The following is a 24,868-nucleotide window of genomic DNA, read 5'->3' as shown; positions in this document are numbered from 1 at the left end:
CGTTATCAAACTGAACGGCTACTTTACCACTGGAGAGCGCCTTGAAAACAGCACTGCTTCTTGAGAGGCTGCAAAATCAGCTGATCGCGCTGCGGGCGCAGGCCACGCCGCTGATGGGTCACGCCACGCTGAAACCGCGCTTTGACCGGCAGCTCTTCCGCACCCGCAGCACCGTCATTCAGGATTATCTGGCTGAAGCGCAGACCAACCTCGACGAGCTTCGCCACGCGGTTGAGAGTGAACAACAGGAACAGGTCGCGTGGCTTGCGGAGCATCTTACCGAGCAGATCACCGCCCTGCACCGGGAAATCGCCGCCTGGCCGTTACGGGCGTGGGACAGCGCCTCGCCGGGGCTCGGAAAATGGCAGCGCAAGCGGCTGGAGAACCAGGAGTTTGAGCGCCGTCTGTTTGAGATGAAGCGTGAGCGCGAAGCCCGCCTGAACGCCAGCGAAACGCTGGAAGAGCAGCAGTTATTAATGCGAGAAATCAGCGCGCTGGAAGGCCGCATCGTCCGCTGCCGTCAGGCGCTGGATGAGATTGAACGCGTCATTGAACGCCTGACCCGTTAACAGGAGCCACTGATGTCACTGGAAAATGCCCCCGACGAGGTCAAACTGGCCGTTGATTTAATTATGCTGCTGGAGAATCATGCGATCCCGGCGGAGACGGTGCTGAAAGCGCTGGAGATTGTGCGGCGGGATTTTGAGGGGAAACTTCCCCCTCACCCTACCCTCTCCCCAGAGGGGAGAGGGAAATAGATTAGGCGGGAGTAGGGTCGTCCCCCTTAATCTCGCGCTTCACTTCCGTATGCTCATCGCCTTTCTCGTTGCGCAGATGAACCTCAAGCTGGTTAAAGGCGATATTAATATCGTTTTCACGACACAGACGGTCAATGGTGCGGTTCAGCTCATCGACGGTGTAGCTGCGATCGCGCAGTTCGCGTACGTACAGGCGCAGCTCATGATCCAAAGTGCTCGGCCCGAAGGTGGTGAAGAATACCGCTGGCGCAGGATCGTGCATCACTTTTGGATGGTCGGCTGCCGCCTTCAGCAGTACCTCTTTCACCTTGTCCAGATCCGAGCCATAGGCCACCCCGAGTCGGATCACCACGCGAGTGGTGGTATCCGAGAGCGACCAGTTGATCAGACGCTCGGTCACAAACGCTTTGTTCGGGATGATCACCTCTTTACGATCGAAGTCGGTAATGGTGGTCGCACGAATGCGGATCTTGCTGACGGTTCCGGAGAAAGTACCGATGGTGACGGTATCGCCGATACGCACCGGACGTTCGAACAGGATAATCAGGCCAGAGACAAAGTTACCGAAGATCTCCTGCAAGCCGAAGCCCAGACCCACCGACAACGCCGCCGCCAGCCACTGGAGTTTATCCCACGAGACGCCCAGCGAGCCGAATACCGTCATCGCCCCGACAATAATAATGACATAGTTCAGGATGGTGGTAATGGCGTACGACGCCCCCTGACGCAGGTTCAGCCTTGAGAGCACCAGCACCTCCAGCAGACCCGGCAGGTTGCGGATCAACGCCCAGGCAACCACTGACGACACCAGCGCAAAGAGCAGGCTGCCCATGGTGACGCTTTTCATTACCGCAGCGCCCGCTTCGGTACCGTTGTATTGCCAGAGCGTGATACTGTCGAGGTAGGCGAAGACGGTAATTAAATCAGACCAGATGGCCCAGAACATCACCGCAAACAGGGCGATCATCACCAGCATGGTAATACGCATCGTTTGCTGGTTAACCTGCTCCAGAGCAATGGTCGGCTCTTCCTGCGGCTCTGCCCCTTCAGCCCCCTCTTTCACCTGATGCTGCCGACGGGCAACAGCACGACGATACGCAATGCGGCGCGCCGCCACGCTCAAACCACGCAGCACGGTCTGGAACAGCAGGTTCCATACAATCACCAGATAAACCGTTTCGATCCAGCGGCCGGACAGACGCAGCGTGGTATAGAAGTAACCCGTCGCCGTCAGCACCATCAGCGCCAGAGGAATGATCGCCAGTACCGTTACGGTAGCCAGACGAAGATTGTGGGACTCTTTATCCCGCCAGCTGTCGCGGCACATTGGCCACATCAGAACGGCAATCAGCAGCAGGTTCAGCATAATCACCAGTTGCCCCAGCACGTCATCCATCAGGTGCAGCGGGGAAAGCTCCGCCACAACTGACCAGAAGTGCAGCGGCAGCAGCGCGAGGCTGATGCGCACAATCTGGCGACGCCAGTGGCTGGTGAGTTTTTCCGGCATGTTGAAGTGGCGGACGGCGACGCCATCTTTTTCCAGCACTTTCCAGCACAGACCAAACACCAGCCAGAACAGCGCCAGCTTCTTGCTGAACGCCCACAGCAGATCGCTGATATTCAGCTGCATGGTCAGCAGGATCAGGCCCACGGCGAGTATCAACAGGCAGACCGGCAGAGCACGGATCAGATCGATCAGGATCGCTTTCGGGGTGTGCAGTTGGCTGTCGTTACGCAGTTGCCCCACTTCCGAGGCCAGCTTCGCCTGGTACTGTTTCAGCCATTTCAAACGCCAGCGTATGACGCCAGCGATGAGCAGCAAAGGAAGCCCCGTCAGGAAGGCGATCATCACCGCAGGCCAGGCTTTCTCCCAGTTCACGGTAATTTTCATGCTTTTGATCTGGGATTTCAGCGTTTCCGGGAAAGATTTAAACCAGTCCCAGTCCATGGGTTTATTGCTGTTCACCCAGAAAATCTGCTGGGTCAGGATCTCCTGGAGGCTTTTAGAAACGCTCACCAGCTGCTGCTGGTTGATTTGCAGGTTAATCGCCATCATCAGCTGGTTGCCGAGCTGCTTGTTAAGCTGATCGAGCAATTCGCGGCGCATGTCCACCACCTGCAACAGCGCGTCGTGAACTTCAGCGTTCACTTCACCTGAATGGCCCTCTTCCACTTTGGCAACGAAGGTATCGCTCTGAAATAGCGCATCGCGCTGCTGGTTAACGTCAAACTGTTCAAGACGCAAATCCGCAATGCGGTTGGTCATGTCTTCCAGCTCGTCGGCGGAAGGCAGCGTCTGCTGTTGCTGGTAGAGAATGCGCGACAGCAGCAGGCTGCCCTTCAGGACGGCAATCTGCTCCTTGACGTTGCGCTCGGCCTGCAAAGCGCGATCCAGCCAGTTTTTGACCTTAATATTTTGCTGCACCAGCGCGCTGCCGTTTTCAGTCGCCTGAATCAGACGCTCGCTCAGCTGGTGGTTAATCTCCAGCTCCTGCTTCACCAGCGGGTTGGCCTGAATACGGGCCGTCTCGTCTGGCGAAACCGCTTCCTGCGCCGTTTTTTCAGTCAGCGTCAGGCGCTTGCTGTTCACCGCTTCCTGCAACAGCTGAAGCTGATGCTCAAGCCGGTTGATATTCGCGGTCACGTAGTCACGCTGTTTTTGCAGCGCATCCTGTAGCACCGTGTTGCCTTCCAGACTCTTACGCTGCTGTTCAATCTCCGCGTTTAGCAGCGTCTGCTGGATGTTCAGCAGCGTTTGCTGGGTGGGACGAAGCGCCCCTTCCCCCACGGTGATGCCATTCAGACGGTTACGTATCTGCTGTAGCTGTTGCGACGCCGAGTACATGGCGTTCTGCACGCGCTCAGGCTGGGTTTGCAGCGAAACCAGCTGGCTGTTGTAGGTTGAGAGATCGGACTGCGCCGTTTGCAGATCGTCCAGCAGCTGCGCCACGCGCGACTCAAGCTGGCGCAACGACAGCGTGGCAAGCGTTTTTCGGGTTTCATCGTCGTTATCGACGTCGCTGAGCGCACTCAGCGCCTCCGTTGCCTTACGCATGTTCTCCGGCGCCTGAGCGACCTTCTGCCGTAGCTGGGCCGTTTCGGCTTTGATGCGATCGATCTTGTCCAGCGTTTCCAGGGTTTCCGTCAGATCCTGCTGAACGAGTTTTTCCTGGGCGGAGAGATCTTTTTGCTTATTCAGGGTGTCGAGTTGCGACTGAACATCAGCACGCGTGGGAATGTCACTGCCGTTGTCTGCACGGGCCCATGAAAGCGGCGCGGCTGCAAAGTAAAACAGCAGGATCAAAAACAGGGCCAGAACAGGATGTTGCGAGCGATTGATGTGCAGCATAGTTGTGAATGTGATGTGAGAAATGACCGGAAATAGTCGGGCATGAAGGATATCACGCCCGGCTGAAGCAGAATAGTACGACGGAAAGGGTCTACGATTTTTCCCATGCCCGATCAGGCAGAGCGCGGGCTAAGTTTACTTTGAAGGGTCGGACAGAGCTGGCACATCTCAAGAAAAATTTCGACGTAGCTGCGCGCCTCTGATCTGAGATCGAACGACTCCGGAGCAAAAAGCCAGTTTTCCATCAGGCCGGAAATATAGCTGCGCATCAGGATCGCCGCCCGGCGGGTGAGTAATGTGGCAGGAAGCATTTTGGCCTGCATGCACTCCGTGAGGACCTGTTCGATGCGATCGTAGCTTTCCAGACACAGGTCGCGCTGCGCCTGTTGAACCACCGCCATTTCACCAACGAACTCACATTTATGGAAGATGATTTCCATCATCAGACGACGACGCTCTTCAACAACCGTCGCTTCAAGGATATATACTAGAATTTCTCTTAACACTGAGAGTGGATCGTGAGGGAATTTTGCCCGATACTCACTCTCAAGATCGCTAATGCTGGACTCTGAAAGCTCCCAGATTTCACCAAACAGATCGGACTTGTCTTTGAAATGCCAGTAAATCGCTCCCCGCGTGACGCCCGCGGCCTGAGCAATCTGTGCCAGCGAGGTTGCCGAAACACCCTGCTGTGAGAACAAACGCATTGCCACATCCAGAATGTGTTGTCGGGTTTCCAGCGCTTGTTGTTTGGTTTTTCGTGCCATACGTTGATGAATTTACAGGAGTCAGATTTACATACATTTATGAATGTATGTACCATAGCATGACGATAATATAAACGCAGCAATGGGTTTTTAGACTCAGGACCCTTGATCAATTTGAAATCGGACACTCGAGGTTTACATATGAACAAAAACAGAGGGTTAACGCCTCTGGCGGTCGTTCTGATGCTCTCAGGCAGCTTAGCGCTTACAGGATGTGACGACAAACAGGCTCAACAAGGAGCTCAGCAGGTGCCAGAAGTTGGCGTCGTGACGCTCAAATCCGAACCTCTCCAGATGACAACAGAACTACCGGGCCGCACCAGCGCCTACCGCATTGCGGAAGTGCGTCCGCAGGTGAGCGGTATCATCCTGAAACGTAACTTCACCGAAGGCGGTGATGTCAAGGCAGGCGAGTCTCTGTATCAGATTGATCCAGCAACCTATCAGGCGTCTTATGAGAGCGCTAAGGGCGATCTGGCTAAAGCCGAAGCGGCAGCCAAAATCTCGCAGCTGACGTTGAATCGTTACAAGAAACTGCTCGGCACGCAGTACATCAGCCAACAGGATTACGATTCTGCCCTGGCCGATGCACAGCAAGCCAACGCAGCCGTTGTGGCGGCGAAAGCGGCGGTAGAAACCGCGCGTATTAACCTGGCCTACACCAAAGTGACCTCCCCTATCAGCGGTCGCATTGGTAAATCAGCCGTCACCGAAGGTGCGCTGGTGCAGAACGGTCAAACCAACGCGCTGGCCACCGTGCAGCAGCTCGACCCGATCTACGTTGACGTCACCCAGTCCAGCAACGATTTCCTGCGTCTCAAACAGGAGCTGGCTAACGGCACCCTGAAACAGGAAAACGGTAAAGCCAAAGTGGAACTGGTTACCAACGACGGTATCAAGTTCTCACAGACTGGCACACTGGAATTTTCTGATGTGACCGTCGATCAGACCACCGGCTCTATCACCATCCGGGCCATTTTCCCCAATCCGGATAAAACCCTGCTGCCGGGTATGTTCGTACGCGCCCGTCTTGAGGAAGGGACTAACCCAAGCGCCATTCTGGTTCCTCAGCAAGGTGTGACCCGTACGCCACGCGGCGATGCGAGCGCACTGGTTGTGGGTGCCGATAACAAAGTCGAAACACGCAATATCACTGCAACGCAGGCGATTGGCGACAAGTGGCTGGTAACGGAAGGTCTGAAAGATGGCGATCGCGTAATTATTACTGGTTTGCAAAAAGTTCGTCCTGGTGCGCAGGTCAAAGCTCAGGAAGTGAAATCTGACGACAAACAACAAGCGTCGGCCGCTGGCCAGTCAGAACAAACCAAGTCTTAACTTAAACAGGAGCCGTTAAGACATGCCTAATTTCTTTATCGATCGCCCCATATTTGCGTGGGTGATCGCCATAATCATCATGCTGGCCGGGGGACTTGCGATCCTGAAGCTGCCTGTCGCGCAATATCCAACGATTGCGCCGCCGGCAGTGACGATCTCCGCAACCTATCCGGGCGCTGATGCCAAAACGGTGCAGGATACCATTACGCAGGTTATCGAACAGAACATGAACGGTATCGATAACCTGATGTACATGTCCTCAAACAGTGACTCAACCGGTACGGTTCAGATCACCCTGACCTTTGAATCCGGTACGGATGCGGACATTGCACAGGTTCAGGTGCAGAACAAATTGCAGCTGGCGATGCCTCTGCTGCCGCAGGAAGTACAACAGCAGGGCGTGAGCGTCGAGAAATCGTCCAGTAGCTTCCTGATGGTTGTCGGCGTGATCAACACCAACGGCACCATGACGCAGGAGGATATTTCCGACTACGTGGGCGCCAACATGAAGGACGCCATCAGCCGTACGTCTGGTGTGGGTGACGTTCAGCTGTTCGGTTCCCAGTACGCGATGCGTATCTGGATGGATCCGAATAAACTGAACAACTTCCAGCTGACGCCGGTTGACGTTATCAGCGCAATTAAAGCGCAGAACGCCCAGGTTGCCGCCGGTCAGTTGGGTGGTACACCGCCGGTGAAAGGCCAGCAGCTTAACGCGTCGATCATCGCGCAAACGCGTCTGACCTCCGCCGATGAGTTCAGCAAAATTCTGCTGAAGGTGAATCAGGACGGTTCGCAGGTTCGCCTGCGTGACGTGGCGAAGGTTGAGCTGGGCGGTGAGAACTACGACATCATTGCGAAGTTCAACGGTAAACCGGCTTCCGGTCTGGGTATCAAACTGGCGACGGGCGCGAACGCCCTGGACACCGCGACGGCTATCCGTGCAGAACTGAAGAAGATGGAACCGTTCTTCCCGTCAGGTCTGAAAATCGTTTATCCGTATGACACCACGCCATTCGTTAAAATTTCGATTCACGAAGTGGTGAAAACCCTGGTTGAGGCGATCATTCTCGTCTTCCTGGTGATGTACTTGTTCCTGCAAAACTTCCGCGCAACGCTGATCCCAACCATCGCCGTGCCGGTTGTACTGCTCGGGACCTTCGCGGTGCTGGCGATATTTGGCTACTCGATAAACACCCTGACGATGTTCGGGATGGTGCTCGCCATCGGCCTGCTGGTGGATGACGCCATCGTGGTGGTCGAAAACGTCGAGCGTGTCATGGCGGAAGAAGGCCTGCCGCCGAAGGAAGCAACCCGTAAATCAATGGGCCAGATCCAGGGCGCGCTGGTCGGTATCGCGATGGTACTGTCTGCGGTATTTATCCCGATGGCCTTCTTTGGTGGCTCTACCGGTGCGATTTACCGTCAGTTCTCCATCACCATAGTTTCGGCGATGGCGCTGTCGGTACTGGTTGCACTGATCCTGACGCCAGCCCTGTGCGCGACGATGCTGAAGCCGATTCAGAAAGGCGGTCACGGCGAGCATAAAGGCTTCTTCGGCTGGTTCAACCGCATGTTTGATAAGAGTACGCACCACTACACCGACAGCGTGGGTAACATCCTGCGCAGCACCGGTCGTTACCTGCTGCTCTATATCATCATCGTGGTGGGGATGGCTTTCCTGTTCGTTCGTCTGCCAAGCTCGTTCCTGCCAGATGAAGACCAGGGCGTGTTCCTGAGTATGGCGCAGCTTCCGGCCGGTGCGACGCAAGAGCGTACGCAAAAGGTGCTGGATGAGATGACCGACTACTTCCTGACCAAAGAGAAAGACAACGTCGAATCCGTGTTTGCGGTTAACGGCTTTGGCTTCGCGGGTCGTGGTCAGAACACCGGTATCGCCTTCGTTTCTCTGAAAGACTGGTCTGAACGTCCGGGCGCAGAGAACAAGGTAGAAGCCATTACCGGCCGCGCGATGGGCACCTTCTCACAGATTAAAGATGCGATGGTCTTCGCCTTTAACCTGCCAGCGATTGTTGAACTGGGTACGGCGACCGGCTTCGACTTCCAGCTGATTGACCAGGGCGGTCTGGGCCACGAAAAACTGACTCAGGCGCGTAACCAGCTGTTTGGCGAGGTGGCAAAACACCCTGACCTGCTGGTGGGCGTTCGCCCTAACGGTCTGGAAGATACGCCGCAGTACAAGATCGATATCGACCAGGAAAAAGCGCAGGCGCTAGGTGTTTCCATCAGCGACATTAATACCACGCTGGGTGCAGCCTGGGGTGGCAGCTACGTCAACGACTTCATCGACCGTGGTCGCGTGAAGAAAGTCTACGTGATGTCCGAAGCGCAATACCGTATGCTGCCGAACGATATCAACAACTGGTATGTTCGCGGCAGCGATGGCCAGATGGTGCCATTCTCCGCCTTCTCAACCTCGCGCTGGGAATACGGTTCACCGCGTCTGGAGCGTTATAACGGCTTGCCATCGATGGAAATCCTCGGTCAGGCAGCCCCGGGCCGAAGCACCGGTGAAGCCATGAACCTGATGGAAGAACTGGCCAGCAAACTGCCTGCGGGTGTCGGCTACGACTGGACCGGCATGTCCTATCAGGAACGTCTGTCCGGTAACCAGGCCCCTGCCCTGTACGCCATTTCACTGATTGTGGTGTTCCTGTGTCTGGCGGCATTGTATGAGAGCTGGTCGATTCCATTCTCCGTTATGCTGGTGGTTCCGCTGGGGGTTATCGGTGCGCTGCTTGCCGCAACGTTCCGTGGGCTGACCAACGACGTTTACTTCCAGGTGGGCCTGCTGACAACCATTGGCTTGTCGGCGAAGAACGCGATACTAATCGTCGAATTCGCCAAAGATCTGATGGAGAAAGAAGGAAAAGGCCTGATTGAAGCAACGCTGGAAGCCGTTCGTATGCGTTTGCGTCCAATCCTGATGACGTCCCTGGCGTTTATCCTCGGCGTTATGCCGCTGGTTATCAGCTCCGGCGCGGGCTCCGGCGCACAGAACGCAGTAGGTACCGGCGTAATGGGTGGGATGGTAACCGCGACCGTTCTTGCGATCTTCTTCGTACCGGTGTTCTTCGTGGTGGTTCGCCGCCGCTTCAGCCGTAAGAATGAAGACGTTGAGCACAATCATTCGGTAGAACATCACTGATACCGGTTTCACATGATAAAAAGGCCGCATTTGCGGCCTTTTTCTTTTTCAGAAAAAATCATAAAATAGACCTATTGCCTTTCTATTTATTTTCCTCCTTTTTAATAAGGCCTATCATAATAGGCCGATAACTTACACCAGGAACTCAGCATTCTTTTATTATCATTTCGTGACGTAAATTATTCGGACTATTCCTAAGCAATGGAAAATATCTGAAGATATCTGGTTTCGGACTTCACATGAAACTTTGCGCTAACTCAATGAATTCTAAGGAACCGATAAAAATCGTCTTTTTTATTGATTAACGCGTTCGCTGCAAAAGGTAGATTTGCGTAAAGGCTCGAACAGTAACGATTTAATTGTAATTTTTCGTAATAGCGCGGTGAAATCTTGATCAGAGTGGCTTATAGTTAGAGTTATCAGGAACACAGCTCCCGTGTGGCTAAGCAAGTTGTATCCATCCCGACATGATGTTCGGTGAGTAAAAAATCACTCAGAAGGGGATGCGCTATGGACGAGTACTCGCCAAAAAGGCATGATATCGCGCAGTTGAAATTTCTCTGCGAATCCTTGTACCATGACTGCCTTGCCAATCTTGAAGAAAGTAACCATGGCTGGGTGAACGATCCAACGTCTGCTATCAATTTACAGCTCAACGAGCTGATCGAGCATATCGCCACCTTCGCACTTAATTATAAAATTAAGTACAATGAAGATAATAAGTTGATAGAGCAAATTGATGAATACCTGGACGACACCTTTATGTTGTTCAGCAGCTACGGCATTAACGCACAGGATTTGCAGAAATGGCGTAAATCAGGAAACCGTCTATTTCGCTGCTTCACTAATGTCAGCAGAGCTAATCCGGTTAGTCTTTCCTGTTAAAATTATTACAATTACTAAGGTGAATTTATGTCTGATAAACCATTAACAAAAGTCGATTATTTGATGCGCCTGCGACGCTGCCAGTCAATTGACACCCTCGAACGTGTTATTGAGAAAAATAAATACGAGCTGTCTGATAATGAACTGGCGGTATTTTATTCAGCTGCCGACCATCGTCTTGCTGAGCTGACCATGAATAAACTGTATGACAAGATCCCCTCTTCGGTGTGGAAATTTGTTCGTTAATCGTTGAAGAGAGACTGTAAAGGCATTACGTCCGTTGTTAAGCTGAATTTACCTTTCGAATTACGCTTCAAATGCAAACGCCAGGTTCCCGTATAAAACGTATTTATGCGCAAGAATGTTGTGACTCCCGTCACAGCCACTTTTAGGGAACGTTCCCTTTCTGGTTAATCCTCTTTACGCTGCGTAAAACGATTCCAGAGAGGTTCCCATGAGTGAAGAAAAACAGAAGATGATTGCAGGTGAATATTACCGCCCTGGCGATGACACGCTGAGGGCTGACCGTTTACGCGCGCGTCATCTTGTTCACCGCTATAACCATACCGCACCCGATGAGAAGGCCGAACGTCGCGCCTTATTAGCTGACCTGCTGGGTCAAAGCGAAGGTGCCTATATAGAGCCAAGCTTCCGCTGCGACTACGGGTATAACATCTATCTGGGCAACAATTTTTACGCTAACTTCGATTGCGTCATGCTGGACGTCTGCCCTGTCCGCATTGGCGATAACTGTATGCTTGCGCCGGGAGTGCACATTTATACGGCCACGCATCCTCTGGATGCGACCGAACGTAACAGCGGGCTGGAGTACGGTAAACCGGTCACCATTGGTGATAATGTCTGGATCGGCGGACGCGCGGTGATTAATCCAGGCGTGACCATTGGCGATAATGCGGTTATCGCTTCCGGCGCGGTAGTGACCAAAGACGTGCCGGCCAATGCGGTAGTGGGCGGGAATCCGGCGAAAATCATTAAAATGATCTAAGCGCATCCTGAGTAACTGTTATGCTTTTTCCTGGCATAACTGTTACTTTCATCGCATAAACCCCTCTCATAAAATAGGCAGATCACCTGTATTTTTAACAATCATAAAGGCAAAAAATGACAGAGATACAGCGCCTGCTTACCGCCACCATCGACGATCTCAATACCCGCGAAAAGCGCGACAATCGCCCGCGTTTTAGCATCAGCTTTATTCGCAAACACCCCGGATTGTTCGTCGCCATGTACGCCGCCTGGCTGGCAACGCTTATCGTCATGCTGAAGTCTGAAACACTGGTCGATTCCGTCTGGCTACTGGTTGTGCTGTTCGTGGTGTTTAACGCGTTTTTCTTTTTCGACGTCAATCCGCGTTACCGGTATGAAGATATCGACGTACTCGATTTCCGCGTGTGCTACAACGGGGAGTGGTACAACACGCGTTACGTGCCGAAGGAGCTGATCGACAGCATCCTGCACTCGCCGGCCGTCGAAGCCGGGCAAAAAGAGAAGTTGCAGAAAATGGTCATCACTAAGGGCCAGCTCTCTTTTTATGATGTCTTTACCCTTTCCCGCCCCACTGCGGTGTAATGAGCGCCTGAAGACGTCGGATACCCGGCGCAAACTGCGAAGCAGAGGTATTACCGTAACCTAAAACCAGACCGGTTTGCCCCTGCTTCGTCTCAAGGTAATACCCGCTCAGCGCAGCGGGTGCCAGCTGAAACGCTCTCGCCTGCTCTACCAGCCGCTGGTCGTCGATACCGTCAATTGCCAGCGTCAGATGCATTCCCCCTTCCCCGGCAAGAACACGGTGCGGCGTATGAAGCTCTGCGCTCAGCACCTCCCGCAGCTGGCGGTAACGCTTACGATAAAGGCGGCGCATGGCGGCAAGATGTCGTGCATAGTGGCCTTCCTCAATAAACAGCGCCAGGGTGCGCTGTTCAGCGCGATGCCCGCCGCGCAGCAGCGAGCCGATGGCCGGACGCGCCGCCTTCGCCAGCGCTGGCGGTAACACCATGAACCCCATCCGGAGCGATGGAAACAGCGTTTTGCTGAACGTCCCCAGATACACAACGGGCGCATTGTTGACCATTCCCAGCATCGCCGGGACGGGCTCACCGGTATAACGAAATTCGCTGTCGTAATCATCCTCAATGATCCACGCGCTGTACTGCCGGGCCAGTTCCAGCAGCGCCAGACGCCGCCGCGCGCTGAGCACGCTTCCGCAAGGGAACTGATGCGATGGCGAGGTAAAAATCAGCGTGGGTGAAGGCGCAGACAGCCCTTCCCAGCACATCCCCTCGTCATCCACCGGTATGCCTGTCATCGCCAGGCCGGTTTTGACAAAAGCGCTTTTGGCGCCGCTATAGCCGGGATTTTCCACCCAGGCGACATCCCCCGGCTCGCTTAACAGCATCGTGCAGAGATTGACGCCCTCCAGCGCCCCTTCGGTTATCACTATCTGGCTGGCATCGCAGTCAATGCCGCGGGAGAGCGCAAGATGGCGGGCAATGGCGGCCCGCAGCGTCGGCTCGCCGGCCGGGTCGCCATACCCTAACAGGGCGCTTCCCTCCTCGCGCAGGACGCGATCGTACAACCGCCGCCACAGCGGCAAGGGGAAATAGTTGATGGCAGGCGTTCCCGGCGTAAACGCCATCACCGGAGTGTCGCGCGGCACAGGCGCGGGCAGCAGGGCGACACGTTTTGTCAGCCTGACGTCCGGGTCCGGTAATGTCCGGGCAATCGTCCGAGGAGCGAATTGCCCCACCCGCGTGCCCTGGCGGCTACGCAGCAAATAACCTTCGAGCGTGAGCTGGTCCAGCGCCGCGTTGACGGTATTTCGGGACACAGAGATCTGCTGCGCCAGCGTTCGTGAGCCGGGCAAATGGCTGCCGGATCGAAGCCTTCCGCACAGTATGGCCTCCCGCAAAGCAAGATAGAGCGCACGCTGGAGCGTCTCTTCCCCACGTTTTTTCAGCGCAGCATGGAGCAAGGTGTAAAGCTCATCACCCGGTATATTCATCTTTCCTCCTCGTGGTACCAGAAAAACATAGCCTGGTGGTTCTTTTTAAGGAACCAGCAATTCATTAATCTGGAGATCTTTTCAATGTGACGGGAATAAAGATGAATACATTCAATGAGTTTGGACAACCTGTAGGCGAAAGCCTCATCGACTGGCAGCCTCGCCCGCACCCGTCCCGGGTGATACTTCAGGGTCGCTATTGTCGGCTTGAGCCTCTGCGCGTGGAGCATGCCCCGGCGTTGTTCTCTGCGTATTCCCTGGCCGGAGATACCCGAAGCTGGACGTGGCTGCTGCGTGAACCCGATGCCACCGCAGAGGAGTTTGCCGAATGGGTGGCGAGCGTGAGCGAATTAGCCGATCCCATCCACTTTACCGTTATCGATAACCAGACCCAGTCTCCTGTCGGGACGCTGTCCCTGATGCGGATCGATCCTAAAAACGGCGTTGTGGAAGTGGGACATGTTCACTTCTCGTCACTGTTAAGTCGCACGCCCATGTCGACAGAAGCGCAGTATCTGCTGATGCGGTACGTGTTCGATACCCTGGGCTACCGGCGTTATGAATGGAAGTGCAACAGCCTGAACGAACCATCCCGCAAAGCGGCTCTGCGTCTGGGCTTTCAGTTTGAAGGGCGTTTTCGCCAGGCGCTGGTCATTAAAGGCCGAAACCGGGACACCGACTGGTTTTCAATTCTCGACAAAGAGTGGCCAGCGCTGGCGAGCGCGTTTGAAAGCTGGCTTGCCACCGACAATTTTACCGCCGATGGCAAACAGAAAAGATCCCTGGAAAGCTGGCGAGAGACGCGCGTCTAGCGTCTTTTTTTACGTCCCTGCACCGCCTTAAAGCGCGGGTTAGATTTGCAAATCACGTATAAGCGTCCCTTGCGTTTGACTATCTGGCAATCCGGGTGACGCTGTTTTGCACTGCGCAATGAGTTCAGCACCTGCATGATTAGCCTCGCTTCGCATCAAGAAAGCCACCAAAACGCTTGCGGAAGCGTGCCGCGCTGCCATCCGTCGAGAAGGTCTTCTGCTTCCCGGTATAAAACGGATGTGATTTAGAGGAGACATCAAGGGTAACGTAGGGATACGTTTTCCCCTCCAGCTCAATTTCACGGTCTGTCTTAATTGTTGAGCCGACTTTAAAGTATTCATTCGCCGTGGTGTCGTGAAACACAACGGTGCGATAGGTTGGATGGATATTCGGTTTCATCTCTGGCCTTCATGTATTGTTATAACATAACAAAATACTATCTGAGCTTTACTGCAAAAACAACCCCTGTGACGCACAGCCTGTTTTTGAAAGGTTGATTCAGATACCTGCCTGAGACTGTCACATGCTATAACTATATCATTTAGCGATAAAAAACTTTTTCTTCTGGCGCGCAAACTCCAGGCCCAAGGTGGGCATATGGAAAGGATAAAGCAGCATGCGAACCCGACATCTGGTCAGCCTGGTAACAGGCATACTGATCTTCTCTGTGCTGGTCCCTGTGTGCCTCAGTATCTGGCTGGCGCATCGTCAGGCAGAGGATAAATTTGTGGACGCTCTGGACAGCTATGCCTCGCGCGTTCTGATCCGTACCGACAGAGTCGTTGCGCAGGCAAAACAGGCGCTCACGCACCTACAGACATTCCGCGCCCCGCCCTGCACTCCCCCGCATTTACGCGAGATGCGTCGGGTTGCATTCTCCTGGCGCTATATTCAGGAAGTGATGTATACCGATAACCTGAAGCCGCTCTGCTCATCCCTGGAACAATCCAGTAATACGGCGATCTTGCCGCCCCCGATGCGGATCACCGCAGACGGGTACAGCGCGTGGCTCACCTCGCAAAACGACCTCGGCATTCACCGTTATATGGCCGTTCTGGGGAAAGGACATTATCTGGTGATGGTTGATCCTGCCTCGCTTGTGGATGTTGTCCCGTTTGGTGAAATTTCGATGGATGCCGCCCTGGTGGGCAGTGAAACCCATCGGATATTTGCCAGAAGCAATATTGTCGACCCGTATATTCTTTCTGTCGTTAAGGAGCAGCAGGACGTTACGCGCGTACAATACAACGGCTCGATGTACGTGTTGAAACCTGTACCCGAACTGGGGTTTACGGTGATCGCGTGGGCGTCGTTAAAACCGCTGGCGGAATCCTGGCACCAGCAGCTGATCATCTGGCTACCGGCTGGCATCTTGCTAAGCCTGGCTGCTGCCCTTATTGTCCTGCGCATCCTCCGCCGTTTGCTGTCCCCGCGTCACCGCCTGATCGACGCAATCAACAACCGGGAGATCGAGGTTTACTATCAGCCCATCGTGGCGCTGTGCAGTGGAAAACTGGTGGGTGCTGAAGCGCTGATGCGCTGGCCGCAGCCAGATGGCAGTCACCTGTCGCCCAATCTCTTTGTGCCGCTGGCTGAGCAGACGGGGCTTATTTCAACGCTGACGCAGCTGGTGGTGAATAAGGTGTTTGAGGATTTAGGCGCCTGGCTGCATCATCATCCGGAACTGCACATTTCTGTCAACCTTGCGCCATCCGATTTAACGTCCCCCGAGCTGCCTCGCCAGCTGAGTCAGTTGCTCAACAAATGGGGCGTCCACCCGCGCCAGATCGCCCTTGAATTAACCGAGCGCGGCTTTGCCGATCCCGCCGTCAGCGTGCCTGCCATCACTGCGTTTCGCCGCGCCGGGCACGCTATCTACATTGATGATTTTGGTACAGGTTACTCCAGCCTGAGCTATTTGCAGGACCTGGATGTTGATACCCTGAAGATTGATAAATCCTTTGTGGATGCGCTGGAGTACAAGAACGTGACTCCCCACATCATCGAAATGGCCAAATCGCTTAAACTGGCGATGGTCGCAGAAGGCATTGAAACTGAAGGGCAGATTGAATGGTTGCATCGCCACGGCGTGCAGTACGGCCAGGGCTGGTATTTCAGCAAGGCACTGCCTAAAGAGGATTTCATTCTCTGGGCCGGGCACAACCTGGAGAAGCACATTACTTAAGGTACGATTTGATCACCTGCATCACGACCCCGAGATCGGCCTCGCGCTGCGCTTCCTCTGGCTCTTTCACCACGTGATCGGTTAAATGTCCCTCAATTACTTGCATCATCATGCCGTTTACCGCGCCCCTGATCGCCGCTAGCTGCTGTAACACCTCGGCGCATTCATGATCGCTGTTGAGCATTTTTTCCAGCGCAGCGCTTTGCCCCTGAATTTTTTTCAGGCGGGTCAATAACTTCTTTTTATCACGAACTGTGTGTGACATCGCTTAGCTCCTCTTTGGTGGCGTAAAAAGCATATCACGCTCTACTCCCCCTGGGTATTTTTCTACTGGGGGGTAGTATTATACTACTGGGGGGGAGTAGTATTCTCGGCATGTTTTCCACCCCGGAATGTTCAATGAACGATTTTTCTTCTCTTCTACAGCAGGGTAACGCCTGGCTGTTTGTCCCCAGCGCCATCCTGCTTGGCGCGCTCCATGGCCTTGAGCCAGGCCATTCAAAAACAATGATGGCGGCTTTCATTGTGGCGATCCGCGGTACGCTGAAACAGGCTGTGTTGCTTGGGTTGTCCGCAACGCTGTCTCATACGGCGGTCGTCTGGATCATTGCGATGGCGGGATTATGGTTTGGTCGGGGATGGGATGCAGATACTTCTGAGCCCTGGTTTCAGTTGATTTCCGGGGTTCTGATCGTGTTGATCGCCCTGTGGATGGCGTGGCGAACCTGGCATGAGAGCCAGCCGCATCACCACCATGATAATCATCATCACCATCATGATCATCACGACCACGCGCATCATCACGACCACACTTCTCCTCTGGTTGAAGAGGAGTGGCAGGATGCCCACCAGCGCGCACACGCCCAGGACATTAACCGACGCTTCAACGGTAAAGAGGTCACCACCGGGCAAATCGCGCTATTCGGCCTGACCGGTGGGCTTATCCCCTGTCCGGCCTCCATTACGGTGCTGCTGATCTGCCTGCAACTGAAACATTTCGCGCTCGGCGCCACGCTGGTGTTCAGTTTCAGTATCGGACTGGCGCTCACTCTCGTCGCCTCTGGCGCAATTGCCGCATTAAGCATGAAACATGCGGCGAAGCGCTGGCCCGGCTTTAGCGCCTTTTCGCGCAAGGCGCCGTGGATCTCAGCGGCACTGATCGCGGTAGTCGGGATTTATATGAGCATTCACGGCGTAAGCGGGATCCTGAGATAAGCATTGCGGCCACGGTAGTGGCCGCACGTGTCGGCTCAGCCGTTCTGCTGCCAGCTAAACGTGAAGCGCAGCCGGCGGTTTTGCAGAATGAAGGCCGGGGCTACGCTCGGGCTCCATGAGTCGTCCCCCCCTACGCCCATGTGAAACGCATCAAGATTCAACCAGCAGCCAGCCTCTTCCCGCAGAAAATGCTGATGCGTTGTCTCATGCAGCTGCCGCTGGCTATAACGGCTCAGGGAGAAATGGAACTGTCCCTGCAACTGATGGGAGCCAAACGTCAGCTCGCGGGTGTCGCAGCGCAAACCGTTCTCCGTCGGGAAGATATACGGCGTCTGCATCTCTTCCAGCGGTAACGCCCAGCGCCCCTGCTGCGCCGCCAGTTTTCTGTCCGGATAGTTCTCCAGCGGGCCCAGCCCCAGCCAGCGCACCGTTTCCGGGATATCCGCCAGCATAACGCTCAGGCCCACGCGAGCGGGCTCAGGAATATCAGACGCCACCGTCACCTGCACATCACCGTGCAGCACCCCGTGGTCATCAATCCGCCAGAGCTTGCAGCTGATAAACAGCGCTTTACCCTGATGCTCCCACACGTGCTGCGTGGTCACCACCACCTCACGGGCATGCTGCTCCGCTTCACACTGGAGGAGGCGCGCGGACATCCCATACATCCCTGCCGCTTTCCAGCGTTCCACCCACGCGTTCGGATCGATGCGGGTCGCCTCGCTGACGCCAATGTCATTGTCCAGCGGCGCGCGGGTGAAGTTATCCGTTAGCGGGGAACGGAGCGTTTCAGCGCCCTCGTTCCACCACTGGGTCAGGTTTCCGGTGAGACGGCTAAACTGCCAGCGCTGCTGCTGATGAGTAATGTCCAGCGCTTCGTCCTGCACCGTTAGCTGCGGAGGGGTTCCGCCTGCTTTCGGTGGCGCAAGGTACAGCGGAGCCGGGAGCGGCCACTGATCCCAGGCACAACGGTGGCCGGGCGGCGACCACGGCGTGGCCTGCGGCTGAACGATCTCCACGTTGAGCCAGACCTCGCCCGGCTCAGCGTCAAGCTCAGGCAGCGGGATCTCAACGCGCTGCGTCTCCTGAGGCGCAACAGAAAGGGGTGTTTCGCCGGAAGCCAATACCGCACCGTCACGCGCCACTGACCATCGCAGATGCTCGTTGTCAGTATGACGGAACAGATAATCGCTCTGGATATCGACGACCAGCGGAACGGTGCTCACCAGCGTAAAGGTAAAGAACTGCTGGGCACGCTGCGCCTCGTAAAGGGCGGGGTGCGGAGTGCGATCGGGAAACACCAGCCCGTTGAGGCAGAACTGACGGTCGTTGGGCTTATCGCCAAAATCGCCGCCGTAGGCCCAGTATGCCGTGCCGTCTTCCGCTTTTTTCGTCAGCGCCTGATCGACCCAGTCCCAGACAAACCCGCCCTGCAACCGGGGATGGCTGCGGAATGCCTGCCAGTAGCTGGCAAAGCCGCCAAAGCTGTTGCCCATCGCGTGGGCATACTCGCACAGGATCAGCGGACGGGTTTCGTCCGGCAAGCCGATCCACTTTTTAATCGACCACTTTGGCACCACCGGGAACGGCTGATCCTGATCGACGCGGGCATACATCGGGCAGACAATATCGGTAGCGGCCGTACTGGCGCCACCGCCTTCGTACTGCACCGGCCGCGTGGGATCGGCGGTTTTCAGCCAGCGGTACAGCGCATCGTGATTCGCCCCATGCCCGGACTCATTCCCCAGGGACCAGATGATGATGGACGGATGATTCTGGTCCCGCTGCACCATACGCGTTACGCGTTCGCTCATGGCAGGCAACCAGCGCGGATCGTCCGCCAGGCGGCTCATCGGCACCATGCCGTGGGTTTCAATATTCGCCTCATCGACCACGTACAGGCCGTAGCGATCGCAAAGCGTGTACCACAGAGGATGGTTCGGATAATGCGAGCAGCGCACGGCGTTGAAGTTATGCTGCTTCATCAGTTCGATGTCGCGGCGCATGGTCGCCTCATCCATCACCTGCCCCTTCTCAGGATGATGTTCGTGACGGTTCACGCCGCGGATCAGCAGCGGTTTGCCGTTAAGCTTCAGCAGGCCGTTGCTGATTTCGACGCGTCTGAAACCGACATCGCAGGCTTCAGTCTCCAGCACGTTACCCTGCGCATCCCGAAGCGACATTGTCAGCCGATAGCATTCCGGTGTTTCAGCGCTCCACAGCGCGGGAGCGTTCACGGGGATCGCCACCGTGAGCCGTTCTGCCCAACTGCCGCGTTCGTCCACGATGGCCGATCCGGGCTGCTGCGTGGTTTGCGCGCAGGCTTCGCCGTTACGCCACAGGGTAAACGCCACCTCGCATTCGGCGTAGCGTGAGCCTTCCAGCGCAACGTCAACCCGGAGTATCGCCCGATCGCATTCGGCATTCAGATCGGTCACGATCTGATAATCGGCAATTCGCGTTTCCGGCTTGTGCAGCAGCGAGACGTCACGGAAAATGCCGCTCATCCGCCACATGTCCTGATCTTCCAGGTAGCTTCCGTCGCACCAGCGTAACACCATCACCGCCAGACGGTTCTGCCCCGGTCGCAGCACCGCGCTGAGATCGAACTCCGCAGGCAGACGGCTGTCCTGCGAATAGCCCACCCACTGGCCGTTACACCACAGATGAAAAGCTGAATTCACACCGTCAAAAATAATGCGGGTTTGCCCGCTGCACAGCCAGGCGTCATTCATCTCAAATGTGAGCGAGTAACAACCAGTTGGGTTTTCAGCCGGAACATACGGCGGGTTCACATTTATCGGATAGGTGACGTTGGTATAGATGGGAGTGTCAAATCCCTCCATCTGCCAGTTCGACGGCACGGGCATCCCAACGGCGTCAGCCAGATCGTCCGTTATCCATGCCTCGGGAACCTGCTCTGGCGCCGGGAAAAAGCTGAATCGCCAGACGCCGTTAAGCAGACGCTTGCTTAGCGAAAGTTTATCCTCGCGGGCGAAGGTTTCATCGCGCCAGCTATGAAAAGGCGCGTGTGTGGCCAGACGATTCCACTGCGTCACGCCCGGGTTTTCCCAGTCACGACGCGCCAGAAGTGCGCTGAGGGTCAGCGGTAATGTAGAAGACATATCAACCTCTTTGCGAAGCGCTCACAATTTCAGCCAACATGCCCTGGTAAACGGTGGCGGTAAAGACTTTGATCGTCACCAGGCGAGCACGATCACAAAAGTGCTAGCTGCGCGCCAGTTTCTCCGCCAGCAGCGCCAGCGTTCTGAGCTGTTGTGCCAGATCTTCACGATCGGCCTGCTGTGCGGCGCGCGGCGCGGTGGAATGACGTACTATCAACGTAACGGGAAGTTGTTCCTGCCAGCATTCGTCGTGATGGGCAGGTGCCATCAGCCACTCCACGCTGCGCTCACCGGCCTCGCGGAACGCCTGCCGAACGGTGGTGAGCGGAGGTGAAAACCACGCGCTGTCAGCCGTATCATCAAATCCGACAACCGAGATCTGCCCCGGTACCGCAACGCCTTTTTCCGCACAGGCGCGTAAAACGCCAAGCGCCATCTGATCGTTAGCGACGAGGATCGCCTCCGGCAGCTGCGCGCCCGCCAGGAGCTGATGCCCTTTCTCATAGCCCGAGGCCGCGCTCCAGTCGCCCTGCGCCACCGCAAACGCCTCCACGCCGGCCCGGGCCAGCGTGGTTTTCCATCCCGCCAGACGAGCCCGGGCAGAGACAGAACTTTCCGGCCCGGCGAGCAGCGCAATTCGCTGGTGCCCCAGCGAAAGCAGATGCTCTGCCCCCAGGCCAGCGCCCTGTTCGGCATTGAAAACAAGGCTGTTAACCCGAGCTGTGGGGGAAACATCGAGAAAAAGAACCGGGGTCGGCGAGGCCATTTCCTGAAGCATTTCTGCCTGTGCATCTTCCAGCGGAACGTTCACCAGCAGCGCCTCCACGCGCTGCGCCAGTAATTCCTGCAAAGCAGCCTGACACTGCGCGGGTTGCTCCACCATGGAGATGAGTACGCTAGCCCCCTGCTCCACTGCCCGGGATTTTACAGCTGAGGCGATTTGCGACGGCGCATGCAGCGCCAGATCGCTGGTCATTAGCCCCAGCGTGCGGGTACGTTTCCCGGCCAGCTGCTGCGCGCCACGGTTAGGCACATAGTGTAGCGCCGCCATGGCCTGCCGGACCTTTTCCCGCGTACGGGCAGAAACGTGTTCTGCGTCGTTAATCACCCGGGAAACGGTCTGATAGGAAACGCCCGCCACGCGGGCAACGTCATAAAGAGTGATCGCTTTCATACATTCTGGCGTCGTAAAAAGAGAAGTCTCTATTCTGACACAGTTACGCCATCATAGCCTGTGAGCGCTTCGCAAAATTAAACAATCCGCTCCGGCCGCGCGGCTTTCTGAATGCGCGGTCCCTGACGAAACCACGGCAAACAGAGCTGGATCAGCGGGCCGATGGTTAATGCATACAGTACGGTTCCAACGCCAAACGCTCCCCCGAGGAGGTAGCCGACGATCAACACGGTCACCTCGATCGCGGTACGCACGCTGCGGATCGACCAGCCCAGCCGGGCATGTATGCCGGTCATCAGACCGTCGCGCGGGCCTGCGCCAAAACCCGCGCCGATATACATCCCGGTGGCAAGGGCGTTAACCACAATGCCGGAAACCAGCAGGGTGATGCGCACGGGCAGCGAGGTGAGCTCAGGGATCAGCGCCATTGACGCATCGGCCGCCAGACCAATACAAATCACATTACTGATAGTACCCAGTCCCGGCAGCTGACGCAGCGGGATCCACAGCAGCAGCACCGCGGCCCCGGTTAAAATAATCACCGTGCCGATGCTCATCCCGGTCTGGATGGCGACGCCAAGGTGAAAGACATCCCACGGGTCGACACCCAGATCCGAACGAATAAACATCGCGGTTGAAAGCCCGTACAGGCCTAAACCGACATAAAGTTGTACCAGACGACGTACCATTTTCTCTTCTCCGAAGAACCAGGTTCCATCTTCGGTGAAAATGGCACTATGATTAATGTCCAGTTTTCAAATAGTGGACTGCACATGTCATCACGTCGTTTTGGTAGCCAGTCTCTGGTTCGCCTGTTAGGGCACTGGCAGCAAGCCTCTTCCCGTACCCCGCTGTGGCGCCAGCTGGCTGACGCGTTACGCCTGTTAATTCTGGATGGCAGGCTGGCGTTAAACACGCGCCTGCCCGGAGAGCGGGAACTGGCCGCCGCTCTGAGCGTAAGTCGCACCACCATCAGCAGCGCGCTGGCGCATCTGCGGGAAGAGGGTTATCTGGAGAGCCGTCACGGCAGCGGTTCGCGGGCGATCCTGCCAGACAGCCGCGCCGTGCCCACGCTTTCTACTGCCAGCGCGGCGCTGGATCTCTCAACCGCCGCACTCAACGCGGGGCCAGAGATCCACCAGGCCTACGCCCACGCGCTGACGGCCATCACGCCGAATCTGGCGCTGACCGGGTACGATCAGCTTGGGCTTCCGGTGCTGCGTGAAGCTATCGCCGCCCGCTACACCGCACGCGGTCTGCCCACCCGGGCAGACGAAGTGATGGTGGTGAACGGCGCCGTCAGCGGCTTCGCCCTGATCTTAAGAATGATGACCGGTCCCGGGGATCGCGTGGTGGTGGATCATCCCACCTACCCGCTGGCGATAGCCGCTATTCAGGGGGCGCTATGCCGGCCCGTGGGCGTCTCGCTGCCTGAAACGGGCTGGGATACCGACGGTTTTGCCGCAACGCTTGCCCAGACCGCCCCGCGTCTGGCCTATCTGATGCCGGATTTTCATAATCCGACCGGACGTTGCATGGATGCCGTGACGCGCCAGACCATAACCGACATCGCCGCGCAGACCCGCACCACGCTGGTGGTGGATGAAACCATGGTCGATCTCTGGTTCGATGTTCCCCCGCCGCCGCCGCTGGCCGCCTTTAACCCGGAGGCCACGGTGATGACGCTGGGTTCCGCAGGTAAAAGCTTCTGGGGTGGGCTGCGTCTCGGCTGGATCCGCGCCTCGTCACGCACTATCGCCACCCTCGCGCAAACGCGCGACACGCTGGATCTGGGCTCTCCGGTGCTGGAACAGCTGGCCACGCTGTGGCTTATCGAAAACAGTGCAACCTTCCTGCCTGCCCGGCGGCAAATGCTGGCAGAACGGCGCGACCGCTGCGGCCAGATGCTGCGGGAACATTTCCCCGAATGGCGGTTTCAGGAAGCGGAGGGAGGGCTTTCATACTGGATTGAATTACCCGGCATGCTGGCGACACAGCTGGCGGCACGCGCCGAAACGACAGGCATCATTATGGGCACCGGCACGCGTTTTGGACTATCAGGCGCGTTTGACCGCTACCTGCGTATGCCCTTCTCACTCAGTTCACCAGAACTTGAAGAGGCATTATTGCGGATCAAACCGCTGTGGCGTGCATTAAATAAAAGTGTAGCGCCAGTAAAACGGAGCCTGGTGTAAATTATTCGCCAGAAACAATAAAAACTGCTGACTGTATCGCATGCAGTCAGCAGTTTTCATGAAGAACAACTTAATGTTGAGGTGGAATCGGGAAGCCTTTCAGCGAAATAATGAAATTATCCCCTTCTTTCTTTATTTTTGCACCGGTATCACACCAGTCAGACGCAATACGAAAGAACTCATCACTTCCTACATTCCAGCCAAGACGAACATGTTTCACGTAGCCGGAACGTAACAGATTGCAGGCCTCGTTGTAGTCACTGGCAGTCGTTAGTTGTTGTTTCATTTTCTCTTCTTCAGAAGTTTACGTAGTGCTTTGATTTCTTTAGGAGTAAATGGAGTTACGCTCTCTTCTTCCGTATGCTGATTATCAACATCCTCTTCCGATACTCCCGCCTCTTCTACTGCTTCAAATGCCAGCAGCAGCAGTTTCTCTGTGGTCACGCTTAAATTCTCATTATTGTCTTCCGCATAGTGGCGAAGTCTTTCTTTTAGCGCTTCATCAATTTTAACGTTTAAAACCGCAGTAACCATGATTGTCACATCCTTTCGGAACACGTGTTTAATTTAATACACGAAGATAAGTTTGTTATCCAGATATATATTTTTTAGCTTATGACAGAATAAAGGCATCGAAAAATAAAATGACAGTCTATTATTACAGGTTTATGACATTATTATTTCAGTTAAATGAAGTCTGTATTACACGCCAGGATAGCAGAATCGGTAAAGCAACCGTTGAACAGCTACGGACTGTTGACGCTGGGTTTACCATTAGCGGTGGCGCAGGCTAGGCTGGCGATCGGCAAAGCGGCCTTTGACGGACTAAAGATATCCTGATCGCTGCTCTGTTTGTAGTAACATTGTCGGCATGTG

At 55.6% G+C, this 24,868-nt stretch carries 23 protein-coding genes; 12 read left to right on the top strand and 11 right to left on the bottom strand.

The window, feature by feature from the left end; genetic code table 11:
* The first annotated feature begins 41 nt into the window (after positions 1 to 41).
* Both priC and rsmS read left to right on the top strand, forming a co-directional pair.
* Positions 42 to 569 carry a primosomal replication protein N'' gene (priC, locus tag ACQG0T_RS05230; RefSeq protein ID WP_045334446.1) on the top strand — a complete coding sequence of 176 codons (528 nt, stop codon included), beginning with the start codon at positions 42 to 44 and terminating at the stop codon, positions 567 to 569.
* Positions 570 to 581: 12 nt separating this feature from the next.
* Positions 582 to 758 carry a pleiotropic regulatory protein RsmS gene (rsmS, locus tag ACQG0T_RS05225; RefSeq protein ID WP_045334449.1) on the top strand — a complete coding sequence of 59 codons (177 nt, stop codon included), beginning with the start codon at positions 582 to 584 and terminating at the stop codon, positions 756 to 758.
* A 1-nt stretch (position 759) separates the two neighbouring features.
* On the opposite strand, the gene mscK is transcribed toward rsmS, so the two are convergent.
* Positions 760 to 4,107, bottom strand: a complete 3,348-nt coding sequence (mscK, locus tag ACQG0T_RS05220; RefSeq protein WP_032671362.1) for a mechanosensitive channel MscK — start codon at positions 4,105 to 4,107, stop codon at positions 760 to 762.
* Between the two features lie 113 nt (positions 4,108 to 4,220).
* Entirely contained in the window at positions 4,221 to 4,874 is a 654-nt protein-coding gene (gene acrR / locus ACQG0T_RS05215; protein ID WP_015571247.1) for a multidrug efflux transporter transcriptional repressor AcrR, read from the bottom strand.
* A gap of 141 nt (positions 4,875 to 5,015) precedes the next feature.
* On the opposite strand from acrR, the gene acrA reads away from it, so the two are divergent.
* The 6 genes from acrA to ACQG0T_RS05185 all read left to right on the top strand — a co-directional run bounded on the left by acrA (position 5,016) and on the right by ACQG0T_RS05185 (position 11,853).
* Complete coding sequence (gene acrA, locus ACQG0T_RS05210) at positions 5,016 to 6,209, top strand: multidrug efflux RND transporter periplasmic adaptor subunit AcrA (RefSeq protein ID WP_017694395.1); 1,194 nt, start codon at positions 5,016 to 5,018, stop codon at positions 6,207 to 6,209.
* A 22-nt stretch (positions 6,210 to 6,231) separates the two neighbouring features.
* Positions 6,232 to 9,378, top strand: a complete 3,147-nt coding sequence (acrB, locus tag ACQG0T_RS05205; protein ID WP_271040581.1) for a multidrug efflux RND transporter permease subunit AcrB — start codon at positions 6,232 to 6,234, stop codon at positions 9,376 to 9,378.
* Positions 9,379 to 9,888: 510 nt separating this feature from the next.
* Positions 9,889 to 10,263, top strand: coding sequence for an Hha toxicity modulator TomB (tomB, locus tag ACQG0T_RS05200; protein ID WP_006809850.1), 375 nt, complete (start codon positions 9,889 to 9,891; stop codon positions 10,261 to 10,263).
* A gap of 27 nt (positions 10,264 to 10,290) precedes the next feature.
* Positions 10,291 to 10,509: an HHA domain-containing protein gene (locus ACQG0T_RS05195; protein WP_015571250.1), complete on the top strand. Its 219-nt coding sequence runs from the start codon at positions 10,291 to 10,293 to the stop codon at positions 10,507 to 10,509.
* A gap of 208 nt (positions 10,510 to 10,717) precedes the next feature.
* A complete protein-coding gene (gene maa, locus ACQG0T_RS05190) occupies positions 10,718 to 11,269 on the top strand; it encodes a maltose O-acetyltransferase (RefSeq protein WP_015571251.1) in 552 nt (183 codons plus the stop codon).
* Positions 11,270 to 11,385: 116 nt separating this feature from the next.
* The gene (locus ACQG0T_RS05185; protein WP_015571252.1) at positions 11,386 to 11,853 is read left to right on the top strand and encodes a YlaC family protein; all 468 of its coding nucleotides are present in this window, start codon (positions 11,386 to 11,388) and stop codon (positions 11,851 to 11,853) included.
* Here ACQG0T_RS05185 and ACQG0T_RS05180 read toward each other — a convergent pair.
* Positions 11,825 to 13,285 (bottom strand): PLP-dependent aminotransferase family protein, encoded by a 1,461-nt coding sequence (locus ACQG0T_RS05180; protein ID WP_172746071.1) that lies wholly within the window; start codon positions 13,283 to 13,285, stop codon positions 11,825 to 11,827. The two genes, ACQG0T_RS05185 and ACQG0T_RS05180, sit on opposite strands and share 29 nt — an antisense overlap.
* A gap of 101 nt (positions 13,286 to 13,386) precedes the next feature.
* Between ACQG0T_RS05180 and ACQG0T_RS05175 the strand changes: the two genes are divergently transcribed.
* Positions 13,387 to 14,097, top strand: a complete 711-nt coding sequence (locus ACQG0T_RS05175; RefSeq protein ID WP_017383207.1) for a GNAT family N-acetyltransferase — start codon at positions 13,387 to 13,389, stop codon at positions 14,095 to 14,097.
* Here ACQG0T_RS05175 and ykgO read toward each other — a convergent pair.
* Positions 14,094 to 14,234: a type B 50S ribosomal protein L36 gene (gene ykgO / locus ACQG0T_RS05170; protein ID WP_003859006.1), complete on the bottom strand. Its 141-nt coding sequence runs from the start codon at positions 14,232 to 14,234 to the stop codon at positions 14,094 to 14,096. The genes ACQG0T_RS05175 and ykgO overlap by 4 nt on opposite strands.
* 2 nt (positions 14,235 to 14,236) lie before the next feature.
* Positions 14,237 to 14,497: a type B 50S ribosomal protein L31 gene (locus tag ACQG0T_RS05165; protein ID WP_015571255.1), complete on the bottom strand. Its 261-nt coding sequence runs from the start codon at positions 14,495 to 14,497 to the stop codon at positions 14,237 to 14,239.
* 217 nt (positions 14,498 to 14,714) lie between these two features.
* Here ACQG0T_RS05165 and ACQG0T_RS05160 point away from each other — a divergent pair, with 217 nt between their 5' ends.
* A complete protein-coding gene (locus ACQG0T_RS05160; RefSeq protein WP_049134106.1) occupies positions 14,715 to 16,283 on the top strand; it encodes an EAL domain-containing protein in 1,569 nt (522 codons plus the stop codon).
* Here the strand turns inward: ACQG0T_RS05160 and ACQG0T_RS05155 are convergent.
* Entirely contained in the window at positions 16,276 to 16,548 is a 273-nt protein-coding gene (locus ACQG0T_RS05155) for a metal-sensing transcriptional repressor (protein ID WP_015571258.1), read from the bottom strand. The two genes, ACQG0T_RS05160 and ACQG0T_RS05155, sit on opposite strands and share 8 nt — an antisense overlap.
* A gap of 134 nt (positions 16,549 to 16,682) precedes the next feature.
* On the opposite strand from ACQG0T_RS05155, the gene ACQG0T_RS05150 reads away from it, so the two are divergent.
* Positions 16,683 to 17,498: a nickel/cobalt efflux protein RcnA gene (locus tag ACQG0T_RS05150; RefSeq protein WP_032652728.1), complete on the top strand. Its 816-nt coding sequence runs from the start codon at positions 16,683 to 16,685 to the stop codon at positions 17,496 to 17,498.
* Between the two features lie 35 nt (positions 17,499 to 17,533).
* Here the strand turns inward: ACQG0T_RS05150 and ACQG0T_RS05145 are convergent, their stop codons facing one another.
* The 3 genes from ACQG0T_RS05145 to ACQG0T_RS05135 all read right to left on the bottom strand — a co-directional run bounded on the left by ACQG0T_RS05145 (position 17,534) and on the right by ACQG0T_RS05135 (position 22,486).
* Positions 17,534 to 20,623 carry a beta-galactosidase gene (locus tag ACQG0T_RS05145; RefSeq protein ID WP_049134108.1) on the bottom strand — a complete coding sequence of 1,030 codons (3,090 nt, stop codon included), beginning with the start codon at positions 20,621 to 20,623 and terminating at the stop codon, positions 17,534 to 17,536.
* A 103-nt stretch (positions 20,624 to 20,726) separates the two neighbouring features.
* Positions 20,727 to 21,797 carry a LacI family DNA-binding transcriptional regulator gene (locus tag ACQG0T_RS05140; RefSeq protein ID WP_017383203.1) on the bottom strand — a complete coding sequence of 357 codons (1,071 nt, stop codon included), beginning with the start codon at positions 21,795 to 21,797 and terminating at the stop codon, positions 20,727 to 20,729.
* A 77-nt stretch (positions 21,798 to 21,874) separates the two neighbouring features.
* Entirely contained in the window at positions 21,875 to 22,486 is a 612-nt protein-coding gene (locus tag ACQG0T_RS05135; protein ID WP_015571261.1) for a YczE/YyaS/YitT family protein, read from the bottom strand.
* 84 nt (positions 22,487 to 22,570) lie between these two features.
* Between ACQG0T_RS05135 and ACQG0T_RS05130 the strand changes: the two genes are divergently transcribed.
* Positions 22,571 to 23,992, top strand: a complete 1,422-nt coding sequence (locus ACQG0T_RS05130; protein WP_252051337.1) for a PLP-dependent aminotransferase family protein — start codon at positions 22,571 to 22,573, stop codon at positions 23,990 to 23,992.
* Between the two features lie 70 nt (positions 23,993 to 24,062).
* On the opposite strand, the gene ACQG0T_RS05125 is transcribed toward ACQG0T_RS05130, so the two are convergent.
* Both ACQG0T_RS05125 and ACQG0T_RS05120 read right to left on the bottom strand, forming a co-directional pair.
* A complete protein-coding gene (locus tag ACQG0T_RS05125; RefSeq protein WP_047718599.1) occupies positions 24,063 to 24,278 on the bottom strand; it encodes a hypothetical protein in 216 nt (71 codons plus the stop codon).
* A complete protein-coding gene (locus ACQG0T_RS05120) occupies positions 24,275 to 24,526 on the bottom strand; it encodes a hypothetical protein (protein WP_006809862.1) in 252 nt (83 codons plus the stop codon). The genes ACQG0T_RS05125 and ACQG0T_RS05120 overlap by 4 nt, the downstream gene beginning before the upstream one ends.
* Positions 24,527 to 24,868: the final 342 nt, after the last annotated feature.

Source organism: Enterobacter cloacae complex sp. 302F9, from assembly GCF_050030335.1.
Lineage (GTDB): Bacteria > Pseudomonadota > Gammaproteobacteria > Enterobacterales > Enterobacteriaceae > Enterobacter > Enterobacter hormaechei_C.
This window is presented reverse-complemented; position numbering and strand designations above follow the sequence as displayed.